The organism is Streptomyces sp. TP-A0874, from assembly GCF_001748085.1.
In the GTDB taxonomy this organism is placed as follows: Bacteria; Actinomycetota; Actinomycetes; order Streptomycetales; family Streptomycetaceae; genus Streptomyces.
On record NZ_BBZK01000013.1, the window covers coordinates 88,703 to 103,100 of the forward strand.

Sequence of the window (14,398 nt, forward strand, 5' to 3'; positions counted from 1 at the left end):
CCACCGCCACGGCCCGTCGGGCCGGGAGGCCCTGCTCTCTCCCCGGCAGGGCCTCCCGCCTCCCGCTACGGCTGCGGCTCCTCAGAGCTCCGCTCGGTCCGGGAACCGTCGTTCCGCTCGGGCACCCGATCCCCGTTGAGCAGCGAGTGGCGGTAGGAGTAGCAGAAGTAGACGGTGATCCCGATGACGAACCACACGGCGAACCGGACCCATGTCTCCCAGTTCAGGAACGTCACCAACCAGAGCGAGAAGACGATGCCGATGACCGGGACCACCGGCATCCCCGGGCAGCGGTAGGTGCGCGGCAGCTCGGGCTGCCGGTAGCGCAGCACGATGACGGCGCTGCACACCACGACGAAGGCGAGCAGGATGCCGATGTTCGTCAGCTCCGCCGCCTCCGCGATCGGCAGGAAGCCCGCGATGACCGCGGAGACACCCCCGGCGATCCAGGTGACCCGGGTCGGCACGTGGCGGGTCGGGTGCGTCTTGGCGAACCACCTGGGCAGCAGGCCGTCCCGGCTCATCGAGAACCAGACCCGGGTCACCCCCAGCAGGAAGGTGAACATCACCGAAAGGATGCCGATGATCGCACCGACGGCGATCACATCGGCCAGTCCGCTGAGACCGACCGACTTGAACGCGGAGGAGAAACCGCTCTCCGGGTCGATTTCCCGGTAGTTCTGCATCCCGGTCAGTGCGAGACAGGCCAGCACGTACAGCACCATGGCGATCGCCAGGGAGTACAGGATCGCCCGCGGCATGTGGCGCTGTGAGTCCTTGGACTCCTCCGCCGCGGTACTCATCGCGTCGTAACCGAAGACGGCGAAGAAGACCGTGGCGGCGCCGGTGAGCGCCCCACCGACGCCGAACGGGAAGAACGGCCGGTAGTTGCCGGTCTTGACGTGGAAGAAGCCCACCACGATCACCAGCAGCACCACCAGGACCTTCAGGCCCACCACGACCATCTCGAACCGGGCGGCGTTCTTGATGCCCAGGGTCAGCAGATAGGCGATCAACAGGCACAGCAGAGCGGCGAACAGGTCGACCCGGTGCCCCTCCCCGGTCCCCGGCGCACCGAGCATCCAGGCGGGGATGTCCATGCCCAACTCGCCGACGAGGAACGAGAAGTAGCCGGATATCCCGATGGCGACGACGGCGACGATCGCGGTGTACTCGAGGAGCAGGTCCCAGCCGATGAGCCAGCCCGCCAGCTCGCCCAGCACCGCGTAGCCGTAGGTGTAGGCCGAACCGGCCCTGGGGATGAGCCCGGCGAACTCCGCGTAGGAGAAGGCCGCGGCGGCGCTGGCGACACCGGCGATCAGGAACGACAGCAGTACCGCCGGCCCCGCGGTGCCGTTGGCGACCGTGCCGGCCAGGGTGAAGATCCCGGCGCCGATGATCCCGCCCACTCCGATGGCGGTGAGCTGCCAGACACCCAGCGTCCGGGTCAGCTGCTCGCTCGGAGCGGCCTCCTGGATCTGTTCGATCGGCTTGCGGCGTAATACGCCCTTTCCCATCTGGAGTCGGCCCATGGGAGTTCCTCTCTCCGTCGGAGGTCGGCGGCTTATGATCGCCGATCTCGACGGCCGTCGGAACCCCGCGGGCGGGAGGGATCCGGAACCTCGGCGGACCGGCCCGGAGCGCGACCGGCGAGGCCTTCGAACACGCCGCCACGGGCTTGGCGGCGCAGCCGGGGGAGCCCGGACCGCACCGAGACGCCTCGCGCCGCGGCCGGCCCTCGTTTGCCAGGGCGGTCCACGGGCACGCGGGCGGTATGTCCGCTCAAGGCGAGAACGAGGCACTCCGCCGGTACCACTCCAGGAGGCGGCCGGCCCGCACCCCCGAACCCATGGGGGCGCCGCCCCGGCCGGGCGGTGGCCGCAGCCGCTTCGTGATCCAGAAGCACGCCGCCAGCTCCCTCCACTACGACTTCCGCCTGGAGACGGACGAGGTGCTCGTCTCCTGGGCGGTGCCCAAGGGCCCGTCCACCGACCCCGGGGAGAAGCGGCTGGCCATGCGTACCGAGGACCACCCGGTCGAGTACCTCGACTTCGAGGGCGTCATACCGAGCGGCGAGTACGGTGCCGGACAGGTGATCGTCTGGGACACCGGCGGCTACCGCAACCTGACCCACCGCGCGGACGAGGAGATCCCGATGTCGGCCGGCCTCAGCCAAGGGCACCTCACCGTCTGGCTGGAGGGTGAGAAGCTCACCGGCGGCTACGCCCTGACCCGCACGGGACGCTCGGGTGAGAAGGAGCGCTGGATCCTGGTCAAGATGCGAGACGACCGGGCCGACCCCCGACGTGATCCGGTGGCCACCGAACCGGCCTCGGTGCGGACCGGCCGCACGGTCGAGCAACTCGCCGACGAGGGCTGACCACCACCGGCCGTACCGCCGAAGAGCGCCGGCGGCCTCCGGGAAGAGCCTGCCGGCCGAGGGGTAGTGTCGTCTCGTCCCAACCGTCTACCGGGCGAGGAGCCGACTCTTGCGTATCGCGGTCCTGGACGATTACCAGAACGCGGCCCACCGCTTCGCGGACTGGAACACGCTCGACGCCGAGGTCGTCTTCTTCAACGAACACGTGTCCAGCACCAATACCCTGCTCGAACGGCTGCGCGGCTTCGACACGCTGGTGGCCATGCGGGAGCGGACAGCCTTCACGGCAGAGCGGCTGGCAGGCCTCAGCGACCTGCGGCTGCTGGTCACCACCGGGCGGGCCAACGCCGCCATCGACCTGGAGGCGGCGAGCCGTCACGGGATCACCGTCTGCGGTACGGACAGCGTTCCCCACGCCACACCCGAACTCACCTGGGGCCTGATCCTCGCCCTGGTCCGCCGCATCCCCCAGGAAGCGGCGGGCATGCGGCAAGGGGGCTGGCAGCACACGGTCGGAGGCGATCTGCACGGCCGCACCCTGGGCATCGTCGGGATGGGCCGACTCGGCGCACGGGTCAGCGCGATCGCCGGGGCGTTCGGCATGCGGGTGCTGGCCTGGAGTACCAACCTCGACCCCGACCACGCCCGGGGCTGTGGCGCGGAACCCGTCAGCAAGCAGCAGTTGTTCTCCGACTCGGACATCGTCACGCTCCACTACAAGCTCAGCGAGCGCAGCCGCGGCATCGTCAGCCGCCGGGAGCTCGCTTGGATGAAGCCGACCGCCTACCTGGTGAACACCTCCCGCGGTCCTCTGGTCGACACCCCGGAACTGATCGCCGCCCTGGGCCAGGGCCGGATCGCCGGCGCCGGACTCGACGTCTACGACACCGAGCCGCTGCCCGCCGACCACCCGCTGCGCATGCTGCCGAACGCCGTCCTCACCCCCCACCTCGGATATGTGACGGAGGAGACCTACGAGGTCTTCTACCGTCAGGTGGTGGAAAATATCGCCGCATACCGGGCCGGGGCCCCGATCCGCGTACTGACGGCCTGAGCCACCGAAACATGCGAGGCCGGCCCGCGGGCCGGCCTCGCACGTTTCGGGCATCCGGGTCGCCGGCACGGGCCCGGCGCAGCCGGCTCCAGTCTCCGAGGCTATCCGCGGGGCGGCGGCGGGGTGGCTCCCGGCGGCGGACCCGAGCGGATGCGCATGCCGGGGCGCCGGACATGGACCGTCAGATACGAGAGCCCCGCCTGGCCCGCGCGGAGGTCGCGGGTGGAGCCGTGCGGCAGCCAGACCAGCAGACCCGGGCGCAACTCGACGGGTGAGGTCTCGGTGCCGAGCGTCCCGTCTCCCGCGACCACCAGCAGCAACACGTCGAGATCCGGCTCGGCATGGCTGCCCACGAGCCCGTGAGCCGGCAGGTGGACGAGGTTGGAGTCCAACTGGCGTCCGGATTCCGCCAGTCGCCACAGCGCCCCCGAGGGAGCGGACAGGTCGGCGGTCAGCGCCGCCGTGTCGCACAGCACCTGCGGCACCGGAGCTTCCGCCTCCGGGCGCCCGGCGCGGCCGACGTCAGGCATCCTCCGCCGCCCGCCCGATGCGCACCTGCCACCGCTCCGGGCCCGACTCGAGGTAGTCCCAGGTGAAGCCCGCGGGGTGGGTCGCCTCGAACTCGCGGCGCAGCGGTTTCGGGTCGTGGTTGTTGACCAGGACGAAACCCTCACCGGGAGCGAGTCGCGCGAAGCGGGCGAAGATGGTGGGGTGCCGCTGACCGTGCGGGATCTCGCGCACGTCGATGGTGTCGGGCTGCTCCAGCCGGCCTCCTCCGAGGACCGTCTCCAGATCGGCGACGCAACGGGCCAGATCCACCCCGGGAAGTTCGGCCAGCGCAGGGACCAGCACCGTCTCCTCGACCGTCAACTGATGGTCCAGCAGCGCCGCGACCGCCTGGGAAGCGGCTGTCGCGGAGGCCGGGTCGGCGGCGTTCGAGAGGGCGTCGAGACGCGCTTCCAGCGCGGCCGCCCCGCTGCGGAGGGCTCGTACCAGCAGGCGGGTGCCGGCCGCGCCGGATGCGGGTGCGTAGAGCGCGTCCGCGGCCCCCGCCAGGTAACGGCGGAGGGTGGCGACGCGGTCCTCCGCCGCTCCGCCCCGGTCCTTCCCGGTGAAGTCCGTGCGGAGAGCCTGGTGCACCTCGCGGAGTGTCGATGTGGCCCGGACCGCGGGGTCGGTCTCCGTGGCCTGGATGTAGATCTCTGACGCCGATGTCACGGCAGTCCTCTCTCCTCGCCTGCACAGTTTGCTCATTATTACATGTAGGATTCGTAAAAACCCCGGGAGGCGCCCGGCGGATACCGTGAGGGGGCAGTCAGCCATGACCTACGTGATCGCCCAGCCATGTGTGGATCTCAAGGACCGGGCCTGTGTCGAGGAGTGCCCGGTCGACTGCATCTACGAAGGGCGCCGCTCTCTCTACATTCACCCCGACGAGTGCGTCGACTGCGGGGCATGCGAGCCGGTGTGCCCGGTCGAGGCGATCTTCTACGAGGACGACACGCCGGCTGAGTGGCAGGGCTTCTACCAGGCCAACGTCGAGTTCTTCGACGAACTCGGCTCCCCCGGCGGAGCTTCGAAGTTGGGCGTTATCGAGCATGACCACCCGCTGGTCGCAGCGCTGCCGCCGCAGAACCGGGAGGGCTGACCGTGGCACGCCGGTCGGAAGGGGCACGAGGGCCGCGGCAGCGCTCCCGTCGCCTCGAAGTGCTGAACACACTCCGCGAGGCTGACGCCCCGTTGGGCGTCACCGAGACCGCCGCACGAGTCGGTGTCCACCCCAACACCGTCCGGTTCCACCTCGACGCGCTGATCCGGGACGGCCTGGTCGAAACGGCTGCCGAGGAACGGACCGGGCCGGGACGCCCACGGACGGTCTACGCACCCCGACAGGGCATGGACCGGGGCGGGACCAGGAGCTACCTGCTTCTCGCCCGGATGCTGCTCGGACAGTTCCTGTCCGGTCAGGAAGAGCCCGGAGCGGCGGCCACCGAGGCCGGCCGGACCTGGGGCCGACACCTGGTCGAGGAACCACCGCCATACCAGCGGCCCACCGCGGACGAGGCCGTCGCCCGGCTCAACGCCCTCCTCGCCGACCTCGGATTCGACCCGCACCAGGCCCCCGGGCGGAGAGACGGGGAGGGCCGAGCCGAGCAGGACGGTCTCGAGAAGGAGGACGGGCCCAGCGGCTTCGAGCCGGTCCGACTGCGCCACTGCCCTTTCCTGGAGCTCGCCGAGGAGTACGGATCGGTCGTCTGCCCCATGCACCTGGGGCTGATGCAGGGGGCGCTCGAGCGACTCCGGGCTCCGGTGGCGGCCACCGTGCTGGAGCCCTTCGCCGAGCCGGCCGCCTGCCTCGCCCATCTCTCTCCGGTCGAGGCGGCCTGACCACCCCCGCGATCACCGGACCGCGAGCCTCAAGCCACCTGTTCCCCCGAACCGCAAGGCACCCGCACCACGACTCACCAACACTCGAAGGAGCACCGTGCACGTCACCCACGCCCACGAAGTACCCCGCCGCCGCGCACCGATCGCCAACGGCCCCGCCGTAAGCGTCCTGACGCCCGACGAGGCCTCCGACCAGGTCGCCGTCATGCGCATGGAGCTCCCGGGCGGCGCCCGGCTGCCGGAACACGACCACGGAGCCTCCGAGATCGTGCTGGTCCCGCTCTCCGGAGCCATCGAACTACGCCACGAGGGAGAGGAGCACCCGCTCTCGCCCGGCTCGACGGCGCACATCGGAAAGGGCGAGCGGGTGAGCCTCGCCAACCCCGGTACGGAAGCGGCGACTCTGATGGTCGTGGCCGCGCCGCCGGAGTTCGTCCGCGGACTGGATGCCTGGCCTGTGGAGTAGGGGCTCCCTGAAGAAGAGGGGAAGCCCCTCGACGATCGGGTCGAGGGCAGAACGGGAAATGGAGGAGGGAACAACCATGAACGCGGTACCGGCGGCCATAGCGGGCGCCACCACCTTCACCTGGCTGGGCATGGTGCTGGCGATTTCCTTCCTCGAGGCGCCGCTGAAGTTCCGCGCCCCGGGGGTGACCGTCCCCATCGGCCTCGGCATCGGACGTCTGGTCTTCCGTGCGCTCAACCTGGTCGAGGCCGTACTCGCCGCGGTGGTCGTCGTGGCCGTCGCGACGGCGGCGGCACCCGTCCCGGTCAACGTGCTCACGGGGCTCGTGGTCGTCCTCCTGGCGCTGCAACTCCTCGTGGTGCGACCCCGCCTGAACCGCCGGTCCGACCGGGTGCTGGCGGGGGAGGAGCTGCCCCGCTCCCGCGGGCACCTGTACTACGTCGTGCTGGAGGGCCTGAAGGTACCGGCGCTGCTCGGCCTGGGCGTCGCCGTGGTCTCCGGGTGACCTGGCGCCCGTCCGAGCAGGCCGGCGGCGGGTGGCCGATGGGTAGGATCACCGCATGGAGCAGCGAATACTGGGCAGGACCGGCCGTGCGGTGTCCGTCGTCGGGCTGGGCACCTGGCAGCTGGGCGCGGACTGGGGAGAGGTCGGCGAGCACGAGGCCATCGCGGTGCTGGACGCGGCCCTCGAAGCGGGAGTCACCTTCCTCGACACGGCCGACGTCTACGGAGACGGTCGCAGCGAGCAACTGATCGGCCGCCACCTGCGTGAGCGCCCGGACGCCGACGTGCTGGTCGCGACCAAGATGGGCCGCCGGCAGGAGCAGGTGCCCGAGAACTACGTCCTGGACAACTTCCGGGCGTGGACCGACCGCTCGCGCAGCAACCTCGGGGTGGACACGCTGGACCTGGTGCAGCTCCACTGCCCGCCGACGTCCGTGTACTCCTCGGACGCCGTCTTCGACGCACTGGACACCCTGGTCGCCGAAGAACGGACGGCCGCCTACGGCGTGAGCGTCGAGACCTGTGCAGAGGCGCTGACGGCGATCTCCCGGCCCGGCACCGCGAGTGTGCAGATCATCGTCAACCCGTTCCGGCTCAAGCCGCTGGAGGAGGTGCTGCCCGCAGCCGAGGCGGCGGGCGTCGCCATCATCGCCCGGGTGCCGCTGGCATCCGGGCTGCTCTCCGGCAGGTACACCACCGAGACGGTGTTCGCGGCGGACGACCACCGGACGTTCAACCGGCACGGCGAGGCCTTCGACCGCGGGGAGACCTTCTCCGGCGTGGACTTCGCCACCGGTGTGAGCGCGGCGGCCGAGTTCGGCGAACTCGCCCCCGCCGGGGCCTCCCCCGCCCAGACCGCGCTGCGCTGGATCATCCAGCAGCCGGGGGTGACCTCGGTCATCCCCGGTGCCCGTTCACCGGAACAGGCGCGCGCCAACGCGGCGGCCGCGGCGCTGCCGCCACTGCCGCAGGGGAAGCTCGACGCGGTGCAGAGCCTGTACGACCGGCGCATCCGCCCCCAGGTACACGACAACTGGTAGGCGAGGGTGGCGTCGAGAGCTCTCAGCCCGCGGCCACCGCGGAGAACCGGAGTGCCACACGCCGCCAGACCGCCTCCGCCGCCGGCTCATCCCCTTCCGCGGTGCGCTGCAACTCCTCGGGGTCGAAGCCCTGCTGCCGCAGCCGCTCCGGGTTCCAGCCGCGGATACGTTCCGCTGCCGCCTCGGGGTGGAACTGGACCCCCCATGCCCGCTCACCCACCCGGAACGCCTGGTACGGGCACCGCTCGCTCTCCATCAGCCACACGGCCCCCGGCGGGAGGGCGGTGATCGAGTCGACATGGCGCTCGATTGCTGTGACCCGGCCCGGGAGGTTGTGGAAAAGAGCGTCGCCCGAGGCGTCGGCCCGCAGCCGCAACGGGGTGCTGCCCGCCTCGGGCGCCCCGTGCCGCGCCTTGACGGTGCCGCCCGCGACATGGGCCAGTAGTTGTCCTCCCAGGCAGATACCGAAGAACGGAGCACCCTGTTCCAGGGCCTGGGCGGCCAGCCGCCGGGTCGCGGCGAGCCAGGGTGCCCGTCCGTCCTCGTCCGGCATGTAGCCGCCGCCCAGGACGACCAGGGCCCGGCCGTCGAGCTGCTCCGGAACCGGTGCGCCGTCGTAGGCGTGCACCACCTCCAGATTCAGTCCGGCCTCGGTCAACCAGGTGCCGAACCGGCCGGGTCCCCCGGTGGCATCGTTCTGCACGACCACGACCCGCCCCATCGACACGCTCCCTCTCCGTAACGCACCACCGAAGCCTGTCTTCCTCCGGGGCCGCGGACGAAACCTCACTCCCGCGGAGCTCCAGCCGACAGCCGCACCTGCCCGCTCTCGGCACCGAGGAGGGCCGGAGTGGTCCGGCGGTCCGCTCAGGGTTCGACCTCCCGCCTGAGCTGGCCGGTCGGTAGGATTCCGGTATGGCATCAGGGGAGGAGACGGTGCGGACCGACGCCTGGATCTGGTCCGTGCGGCTCACCAAGACGCGGGCGATGGCAGCCACGGCCTGCCGGGCGGGTCATGTCCGGGTCAACGGGGAGCGGGCGAAACCCGCGCAGGTCCTGCGGGTCGGAGACGAGGTGCGGCTGCGGCACGCCGGGCGTGAGCGGATCGTCGTGGTCTCCCGTGTCGTGCGCAAGAGGGTCGGCGCCGCTGTCGCCGCGGAGTGTTTCGTCGACAACAGTCCGCCCCCGCCGCCGAGGGAACAGCTGGTCGCGGTCGGGCAGCGAGAGCGTGGTGCGGGCCGACCGACCAAGCGGGACCGGCGGGAACTGGACCAACTCCGAGGCCGGTCGGGTTAGCGGCTGCGGACGGCACCCGCGCCGACGGTCTGGCCGACCAGCGCGGAGTTGCGTTATATAGGTTCCTGCCGAAGAGACGGCTTCCCACCGCGGGCCGGTCGGTTTCTCCGGCGTGCTCGACAGCCGTCAAGACAGGACGCAGGCAGCCGCAGGAGGGGCCATTGTCATGGGCATGCTTTCCTCGCCTGGCCGGTGCCCCGCCGCCCCCGCTCCCCGTGCCCTTGGGCACGGACCGTGCGGCTGATCGGCTCGGCCTTCAGCGGCTGCGAGCCGCAGGGTCGGGCGGAACCGCCCGACATCCCTCGAGAGAAGGAACCCCCCACATGAAGAAGATCGTGATGAGAGCCGCGGTCGCCGTACTGGCGCTCGCCCTGTCGCTCCTCGCGTCGCCGGCCACCGCTCAGGACCTCGCGGGTGCCGCGGAGAACGTCACCACGGTGACGCACGATACGCGCGGCGCGGCCGCGAAACTGAGCCACTCCCAGGCCATGAGCCAGCTCAACGCGGCGGGCATCGGGGTCACCTCCAGTGGTGGCTGCACTGACCGCAACAAGCCCAACTGCACCTCTCTCGACCAGGTGAACTCGGAGACCATCGCCGGCGTGATCACGCTGAAGAGCGCCAGTGGTTGTGCCATCACCATCACCGGCGGCACGGAGACCGGGCACGCCGACGGCACCTACAGCCACTGGAACGGCTACAAGCTCGACCTCTCCATGACGAGCTGCCTGACCAACTACATCACCAGCGCGTTCACCTCCATCGGCGGCAGCAAGTGGCAGTCGGCCGCCGGGAACATTTATTACAACGAGGTGAACCACTGGGACGTGACGTTCTACAACTGCGGTGGTTGCTGACACCGGTGTAAAAAGGGCGGGCCGGGTGTTCCCGCAGGGAACACCCGGCCCGCCCCTTGCGGTGCCGACGCTCAGTCCCGGAAGACCAGCCGCTGGCCAGCCTGCCCCGGGAGCGCCGCTGCGCCACCGCCGAAGGCGGCCTCGACCTTGGCCTTCTCCGCGGAGTCCGGGTAGGGGTTGGTGCACGCCGTGCCGGTCGAGGCACCCGACATCAGGCTCGAGCACGGACCGGGCTTGACGTCGGGCAGGCCGAGGATGTGCCCGAGCTCATGCGCCGAGATGCGTACGGTGTCGTACCCCTCGTCGACCGCCTCCCGTCCTATGTAGACCGTGCCGTTGCCCAGGCTGGTGGTGATGGCGCGCGGCCAGCCGTCGTCGGCGATGACGCGTACGTTCGCCCGCTCTCCGGCCGCGGCGGGACGTAGTTGCACATTGCTCACGCTCTCGTTCCAGATCGCGGCGCCCTGGTGCACGGCGTCGACGAACTCGGCGGCCGCGGAGGCGTCGTACACCACGACCCGCGCGGCGGTCGGATCGGATGCTGCGGCGGCGGCCTGGCCGCTCAACAGGGCGATGCCCGTGAACAGGGCCGCGAAGAACGCGTAGACCCTCTTTCCTGGCAACACGTCGATCTCCTTCGGTGTGGGGGGAAGGAAGCGTCGCTGCAGGCGGGCCCACCGTGAGGGCCTCCTGTCGTGTGCATGACGCATCGCATTTATAGCGCAGCCCCCGCCCCGAATCGAGTACGCCCTGCGGGCTGGACAAGCATCGCCGACCTCCCGGATCTTTGATCGACCACGCTCTTGGTCACCCTCAGACCCCCCCGGGCGAGCGGCGGCGCCAGCACCGGCGAGCTGTCACAACAGGGCCGAATGCGGTGTCCTGGGGCCATGAGAATCGCCGTTGTCGGAGGAACGGGCACGCTCGGACGCCAAGTCGCCGAGGAACTGGGCCGGCGCGGACACGAGGTGCGGGCGCTCAGCCGCGGGGCCCGGGAGTTCCCGATCGACCTGCGGACCGGTGAGGGGCTCCCTGAGGCGCTGGAGGGCTGCGATGCCGTCGTCGACGCCAGCAACGCCTCGTCGGCCACCCGAGCGGCCGAAACCCTCGTCGAAGGATCCAAACGGTTGCTGACGGCTGAGCGGACGGCCGGCGTGCGCCACCACGTCTGCGTCTCCATCGTGGGGTGTGACCAGGCCGGACTGGCCTACTACCGGGTCAAGACCGAACAGGAGCGGGTAGTTGAACAGGAGCCGGTCCCATGGACCATCGTTCGTGCGACCCAGTTCCACGAACTGGTCGACGCTCTGTTCACCACGGCCGCGCGCTGGCGGGTCATCCCCGTTCCCCGTGTGCCCCTGCAGACCGTGCGGAGTGCCGAGGCGGCGCGGGCCGTCGCCGACATCGCCGAAGGAACGGCTCTTCGGGAACGCGTACAGGTCGCCGGTCCGGAGATCACCGAGCTGCCAGAGCTCGCCCGGAGTTGGAGGTCGATCACCGGCAGACGGGTGCTCCTGCTTCCCCTGCCCCTTCCCGGCAGGCTCGGCCGAGCGCTGCGTCGCGGCGCGCTGACCGCCGAACAGCCCGACACCCATGGCAGTACGACCTTCGGGACTTGGCTCGCCGCCGCGCACGGACGCTCCCGGAAGTGATCCACTGGTGACGACCCCTCCCGGCGTGCCGGGGCCCACCGCTGTGACCGGCTCCACGGACGAGTCGGTAAGCGGGGCGGCTGACCGTTCCCCCTGCCAACCTGACGAGCATGCGCATCGGCTTCCAGTGCCCCCATCATGGGGGGACCAGAGAACACGCGGAGCACACACGCACAGTCGCCATCGCCGCCCCGGAGGCGGCCCTGGGAGCGTGCCGGACACGAGAAGGGGACCATCGGGCGGTACAGGGGCCGGCAGGGAGGAGTGGCTGGTGGTAGGCGCTGACGAGGGAGACGATCTCGCCACTGCCCCGGCTTCGTACGCCGCGGCCACCCTGCTGGTGGACGCGAGCGGCGCGGTGGCGGCCTGGAGTTCGAACGCCGAGCGGCTGCTGGGCTACCCGGCCGAGGAGGTCATCGGACAGCCGGTGGGCGCGCTGCTGGCTGCGGAGGAGCGTCAGAGGTTCCCCGCCTACGCGCGTAAGAGCCGAGAAGAGGAAGCGTGGGTGGGGTTGCTCTCGGCGCGGCACCGCGACGGCCATGAGAGCCGCCTCCGGGTGCGGGTCTGCAGCCTGCAGAAGGGCGGTGAGGACAGGACCTGGCTGGTGATCGCGAAGAACCTGTCCCGTTCGCCCGGCTGGTACATGAGCCGACCTGTTATCGAACGTATGATCAGTCAGTCTCCGATCGGCACCGCGGTGGTCGACACCGATCTGCGGTACGTGTGGTCCAACGCCGCACTGGAGCGGTTCGGTGGAGGATCACTCGAACGGCGGCTGGGACGCCGACTCGGTGAGGTCCAGCCCGGCATAGATGTCGAAAGGCTCGAGGACCAGATGAGGCAGGTGCTGAGAACCGGGCAACCGATCATCGACTACGAGCACACCGGCCACCCCAGATCAGACCCCCGCCACGAACACGCCCACTCGCTGTCCTTCGTCCGCCTCGAAGACGAGGACGGACGACCCCTCGGCGTGTACTACACGGTGATCGACATCACCGACCGCTACCGGGCGCTGCGACGCCTGACCCTGCTCGACAAGGCCAGCAAGAACATCGGCCGCACCATGGACATCCTCCGGACGGCGCAGGAGGCAGCCGAGGTCGCGGTGCCGGACTTCGCAGACGCCGTCAACGTCGACCTGCTGGAGGCGGTGACCAAGGGGGACGAGCCGGCACCCGGCCCGATCAGGGGGGCGAGCACCATCCGGCTCCGCCGCAGTGGACGGTGCTCGGTCACCCCGCCGCCCGGATCGGACATCTCGGTGGAGGTGGGAGAGCTCGCCGTCTACCACTCGTGGTCCCCTCCCATCCGATGCCTGGCCACCGGCGAGTCCTGGATCGCCGAAGAGATGGACCCACAGGAACCGGTCTGGTCCGCCGGTGTCCAGGCGGGCCGGACACTGCGCTTCGGGGACTTCGGATTCCACACGGCCATGGCCGTTCCGATCCGCGCCCGCGGGGTCACCCTCGGGGTCGCCACCTTCTTCCGGGGCCGGCAGACGGACGCCTTTGACCGGGGGGACCTGCGGCTCGCCGAGGAGTTCCTCGGCCGCGCAGCCGTCTGCATCGACAACGCCCGCCGCTACACACGGGAACGGGAAGCCGCACTGGTGCTCCAACGCAGTCTGATCCCGCGCGGCCTCCGTGGTCAGGGGGCGGTGGAGGTCGCCTCCTGCTACCGGCCCGCCGACGACATGGCAGGCGTGGGAGGCGACTGGTTCGACGTGATCCCGCTGTCCGGAGCCCAGGTGGCCCTCGTCGTGGGCGAGGTCGCCGGGCAGGGGATCGAAGCGGCCGCGATCATGGGCAGGCTCCGAACCGCCGTGCAGACCCTCGCCGATCTCGATCTGCGCCCGCAGGATCTCCTCGCCCACCTCGACGACCTCGTCGTCCGGGTGTCCCGAGAGGGGAGTGCCGGGCATCAGGCCAGCGGTGAGAAGGCGCTGGGAGCGACCTGCCTCTACCTCATCTACGACCCCGTGACCCGTCGCTGCTCCATGGCCAGCGCAGGCCATCCAGGCCCGGTGATCCTGAAACCGGACGGCACGGTGGACTACCCGCAGCTGCCCGGCGGCCCGGCTCTCGGCGTCAGCGGCCTGCCTTTCGACAGCGCCGAACTCCTCCTGGAGGAAGGCAGCATCCTCGCGCTCTACACCGACGGCCTGCTCATCGCCGGGGAAGACGACCGAGAAGCGGAGCGCACGGAAGGTCAGGGCCGGCTGGGGCAGGCTCTGACCAGCTTCCGAGGAGCGGAACTCGAGAGCCTCGGTCAGGCCGTCGTGGACGAACTCGTGCCCGGCCGACCGGTCGACGATGTGGCCCTGCTCCTGGCCAGGACCCGGGCCCTGGGACCGGACCGCGTGGCCACCTGGGAGTTGCTGACCGATCCCGCCGTCGTCTCTCGGGCGCGTGAAATGGCCACCCGGCAGCTGAGCCAGTGGGGCCTGGACGAGCTGATCTTCTCCACCGAACTGATCGTCAGCGAGTTGGTCACCAACGCCATCCGACACGCTTCGGGGCCGCTGAATCTGCGCCTGATCCGCGAGCGCTCGCTGATCTGCGAGGTCTCCGACTCCAGCAGCACCTCGCCCCACCTGCGTCACGCGCGAACGACGGACGAGGGCGGCAGGGGGCTCTTTCTCATCTCCCAGCTCACGGACCGCTGGGGCGCCCGCTACACCCCGAAGGGCAAGGTGATCTGGACCGAACAGCCCCTCACCCCCGAAGGCGTCGGGCGGTGAGAGGCTCCTGCCCGATCG

General features: G+C 70.5%; 16 protein-coding genes. 11 read left to right on the forward strand and 5 right to left on the reverse strand.

Annotation, left to right across the window (positions count from 1 at the left end):
• Nucleotides 1–65: 65 nt before the first annotated feature.
• Nucleotides 66–1,532 (reverse strand): amino acid permease, encoded by a 1,467-nt coding sequence (locus tag BGP73_RS20335; RefSeq protein ID WP_079127714.1) that lies wholly within the window; start codon nucleotides 1,530–1,532, stop codon nucleotides 66–68.
• 242 nt (nucleotides 1,533–1,774) lie between these two features.
• On the opposite strand from BGP73_RS20335, the gene BGP73_RS20340 reads away from it, so the two are divergent.
• Entirely contained in the window at nucleotides 1,775–2,380 is a 606-nt protein-coding gene (locus BGP73_RS20340) for a DNA polymerase ligase N-terminal domain-containing protein (RefSeq protein ID WP_069817050.1), read from the forward strand.
• Between the two features lie 109 nt (nucleotides 2,381–2,489).
• Entirely contained in the window at nucleotides 2,490–3,434 is a 945-nt protein-coding gene (locus BGP73_RS20345; protein ID WP_069817052.1) for a D-2-hydroxyacid dehydrogenase family protein, read from the forward strand.
• 101 nt (nucleotides 3,435–3,535) lie between these two features.
• Here the strand turns inward: BGP73_RS20345 and BGP73_RS20350 are convergent, their stop codons facing one another.
• Together BGP73_RS20350 and BGP73_RS20355 are read right to left on the reverse strand one after the other, a co-directional pair.
• Entirely contained in the window at nucleotides 3,536–3,964 is a 429-nt protein-coding gene (locus tag BGP73_RS20350; protein ID WP_069817055.1) for a hypothetical protein, read from the reverse strand.
• Nucleotides 3,957–4,652 (reverse strand): DUF2249 domain-containing protein, encoded by a 696-nt coding sequence (locus tag BGP73_RS20355; protein ID WP_107474098.1) that lies wholly within the window; start codon nucleotides 4,650–4,652, stop codon nucleotides 3,957–3,959. Before BGP73_RS20355 ends, BGP73_RS20350 begins: the two co-directional genes overlap by 8 nt.
• Before the next feature lie 103 nt (nucleotides 4,653–4,755).
• On the opposite strand from BGP73_RS20355, the gene fdxA reads away from it, so the two are divergent.
• The 5 genes from fdxA to BGP73_RS20380 all read left to right on the forward strand — a co-directional run bounded on the left by fdxA (nucleotide 4,756) and on the right by BGP73_RS20380 (nucleotide 7,832).
• Nucleotides 4,756–5,082, forward strand: coding sequence for a ferredoxin (gene fdxA / locus BGP73_RS20360; protein ID WP_069817059.1), 327 nt, complete (start codon nucleotides 4,756–4,758; stop codon nucleotides 5,080–5,082).
• A 2-nt stretch (nucleotides 5,083–5,084) separates the two neighbouring features.
• Nucleotides 5,085–5,822 carry a helix-turn-helix transcriptional regulator gene (locus BGP73_RS20365; RefSeq protein ID WP_069817061.1) on the forward strand — a complete coding sequence of 246 codons (738 nt, stop codon included), beginning with the start codon at nucleotides 5,085–5,087 and terminating at the stop codon, nucleotides 5,820–5,822.
• A 97-nt stretch (nucleotides 5,823–5,919) separates the two neighbouring features.
• The gene (locus BGP73_RS20370; protein ID WP_069817063.1) at nucleotides 5,920–6,288 is read left to right on the forward strand and encodes a cupin domain-containing protein; all 369 of its coding nucleotides are present in this window, start codon (nucleotides 5,920–5,922) and stop codon (nucleotides 6,286–6,288) included.
• 76 nt (nucleotides 6,289–6,364) lie between these two features.
• Nucleotides 6,365–6,793: a hypothetical protein gene (locus BGP73_RS20375; RefSeq protein WP_069817065.1), complete on the forward strand. Its 429-nt coding sequence runs from the start codon at nucleotides 6,365–6,367 to the stop codon at nucleotides 6,791–6,793.
• A gap of 55 nt (nucleotides 6,794–6,848) precedes the next feature.
• Nucleotides 6,849–7,832 carry an aldo/keto reductase gene (locus tag BGP73_RS20380; RefSeq protein WP_069817067.1) on the forward strand — a complete coding sequence of 328 codons (984 nt, stop codon included), beginning with the start codon at nucleotides 6,849–6,851 and terminating at the stop codon, nucleotides 7,830–7,832.
• A 22-nt stretch (nucleotides 7,833–7,854) separates the two neighbouring features.
• Here the strand turns inward: BGP73_RS20380 and BGP73_RS20385 are convergent, their stop codons facing one another.
• Complete coding sequence (locus BGP73_RS20385; protein WP_069817069.1) at nucleotides 7,855–8,553, reverse strand: type 1 glutamine amidotransferase; 699 nt, start codon at nucleotides 8,551–8,553, stop codon at nucleotides 7,855–7,857.
• Between the two features lie 194 nt (nucleotides 8,554–8,747).
• On the opposite strand from BGP73_RS20385, the gene BGP73_RS20390 reads away from it, so the two are divergent.
• Nucleotides 8,748–9,128 carry an RNA-binding S4 domain-containing protein gene (locus tag BGP73_RS20390; RefSeq protein WP_069817071.1) on the forward strand — a complete coding sequence of 127 codons (381 nt, stop codon included), beginning with the start codon at nucleotides 8,748–8,750 and terminating at the stop codon, nucleotides 9,126–9,128.
• A gap of 323 nt (nucleotides 9,129–9,451) precedes the next feature.
• The gene (locus tag BGP73_RS20395) at nucleotides 9,452–9,985 is read left to right on the forward strand and encodes a hypothetical protein (RefSeq protein ID WP_069817073.1); all 534 of its coding nucleotides are present in this window, start codon (nucleotides 9,452–9,454) and stop codon (nucleotides 9,983–9,985) included.
• Nucleotides 9,986–10,056: 71 nt separating this feature from the next.
• Here BGP73_RS20395 and BGP73_RS20400 read toward each other — a convergent pair whose 3' ends face one another.
• Nucleotides 10,057–10,611, reverse strand: coding sequence for a snapalysin family zinc-dependent metalloprotease (locus BGP73_RS20400; RefSeq protein ID WP_374701173.1), 555 nt, complete (start codon nucleotides 10,609–10,611; stop codon nucleotides 10,057–10,059).
• Between the two features lie 264 nt (nucleotides 10,612–10,875).
• Here BGP73_RS20400 and BGP73_RS20405 point away from each other — a divergent pair, with 264 nt between their 5' ends.
• Together BGP73_RS20405 and BGP73_RS20410 are read left to right on the forward strand one after the other, a co-directional pair.
• Entirely contained in the window at nucleotides 10,876–11,637 is a 762-nt protein-coding gene (locus tag BGP73_RS20405; RefSeq protein WP_244501288.1) for an SDR family oxidoreductase, read from the forward strand.
• A 271-nt stretch (nucleotides 11,638–11,908) separates the two neighbouring features.
• Nucleotides 11,909–14,380: a SpoIIE family protein phosphatase gene (locus tag BGP73_RS20410; RefSeq protein ID WP_069817077.1), complete on the forward strand. Its 2,472-nt coding sequence runs from the start codon at nucleotides 11,909–11,911 to the stop codon at nucleotides 14,378–14,380.
• The last annotated feature ends 18 nt before the right edge of the window (nucleotides 14,381–14,398 follow it).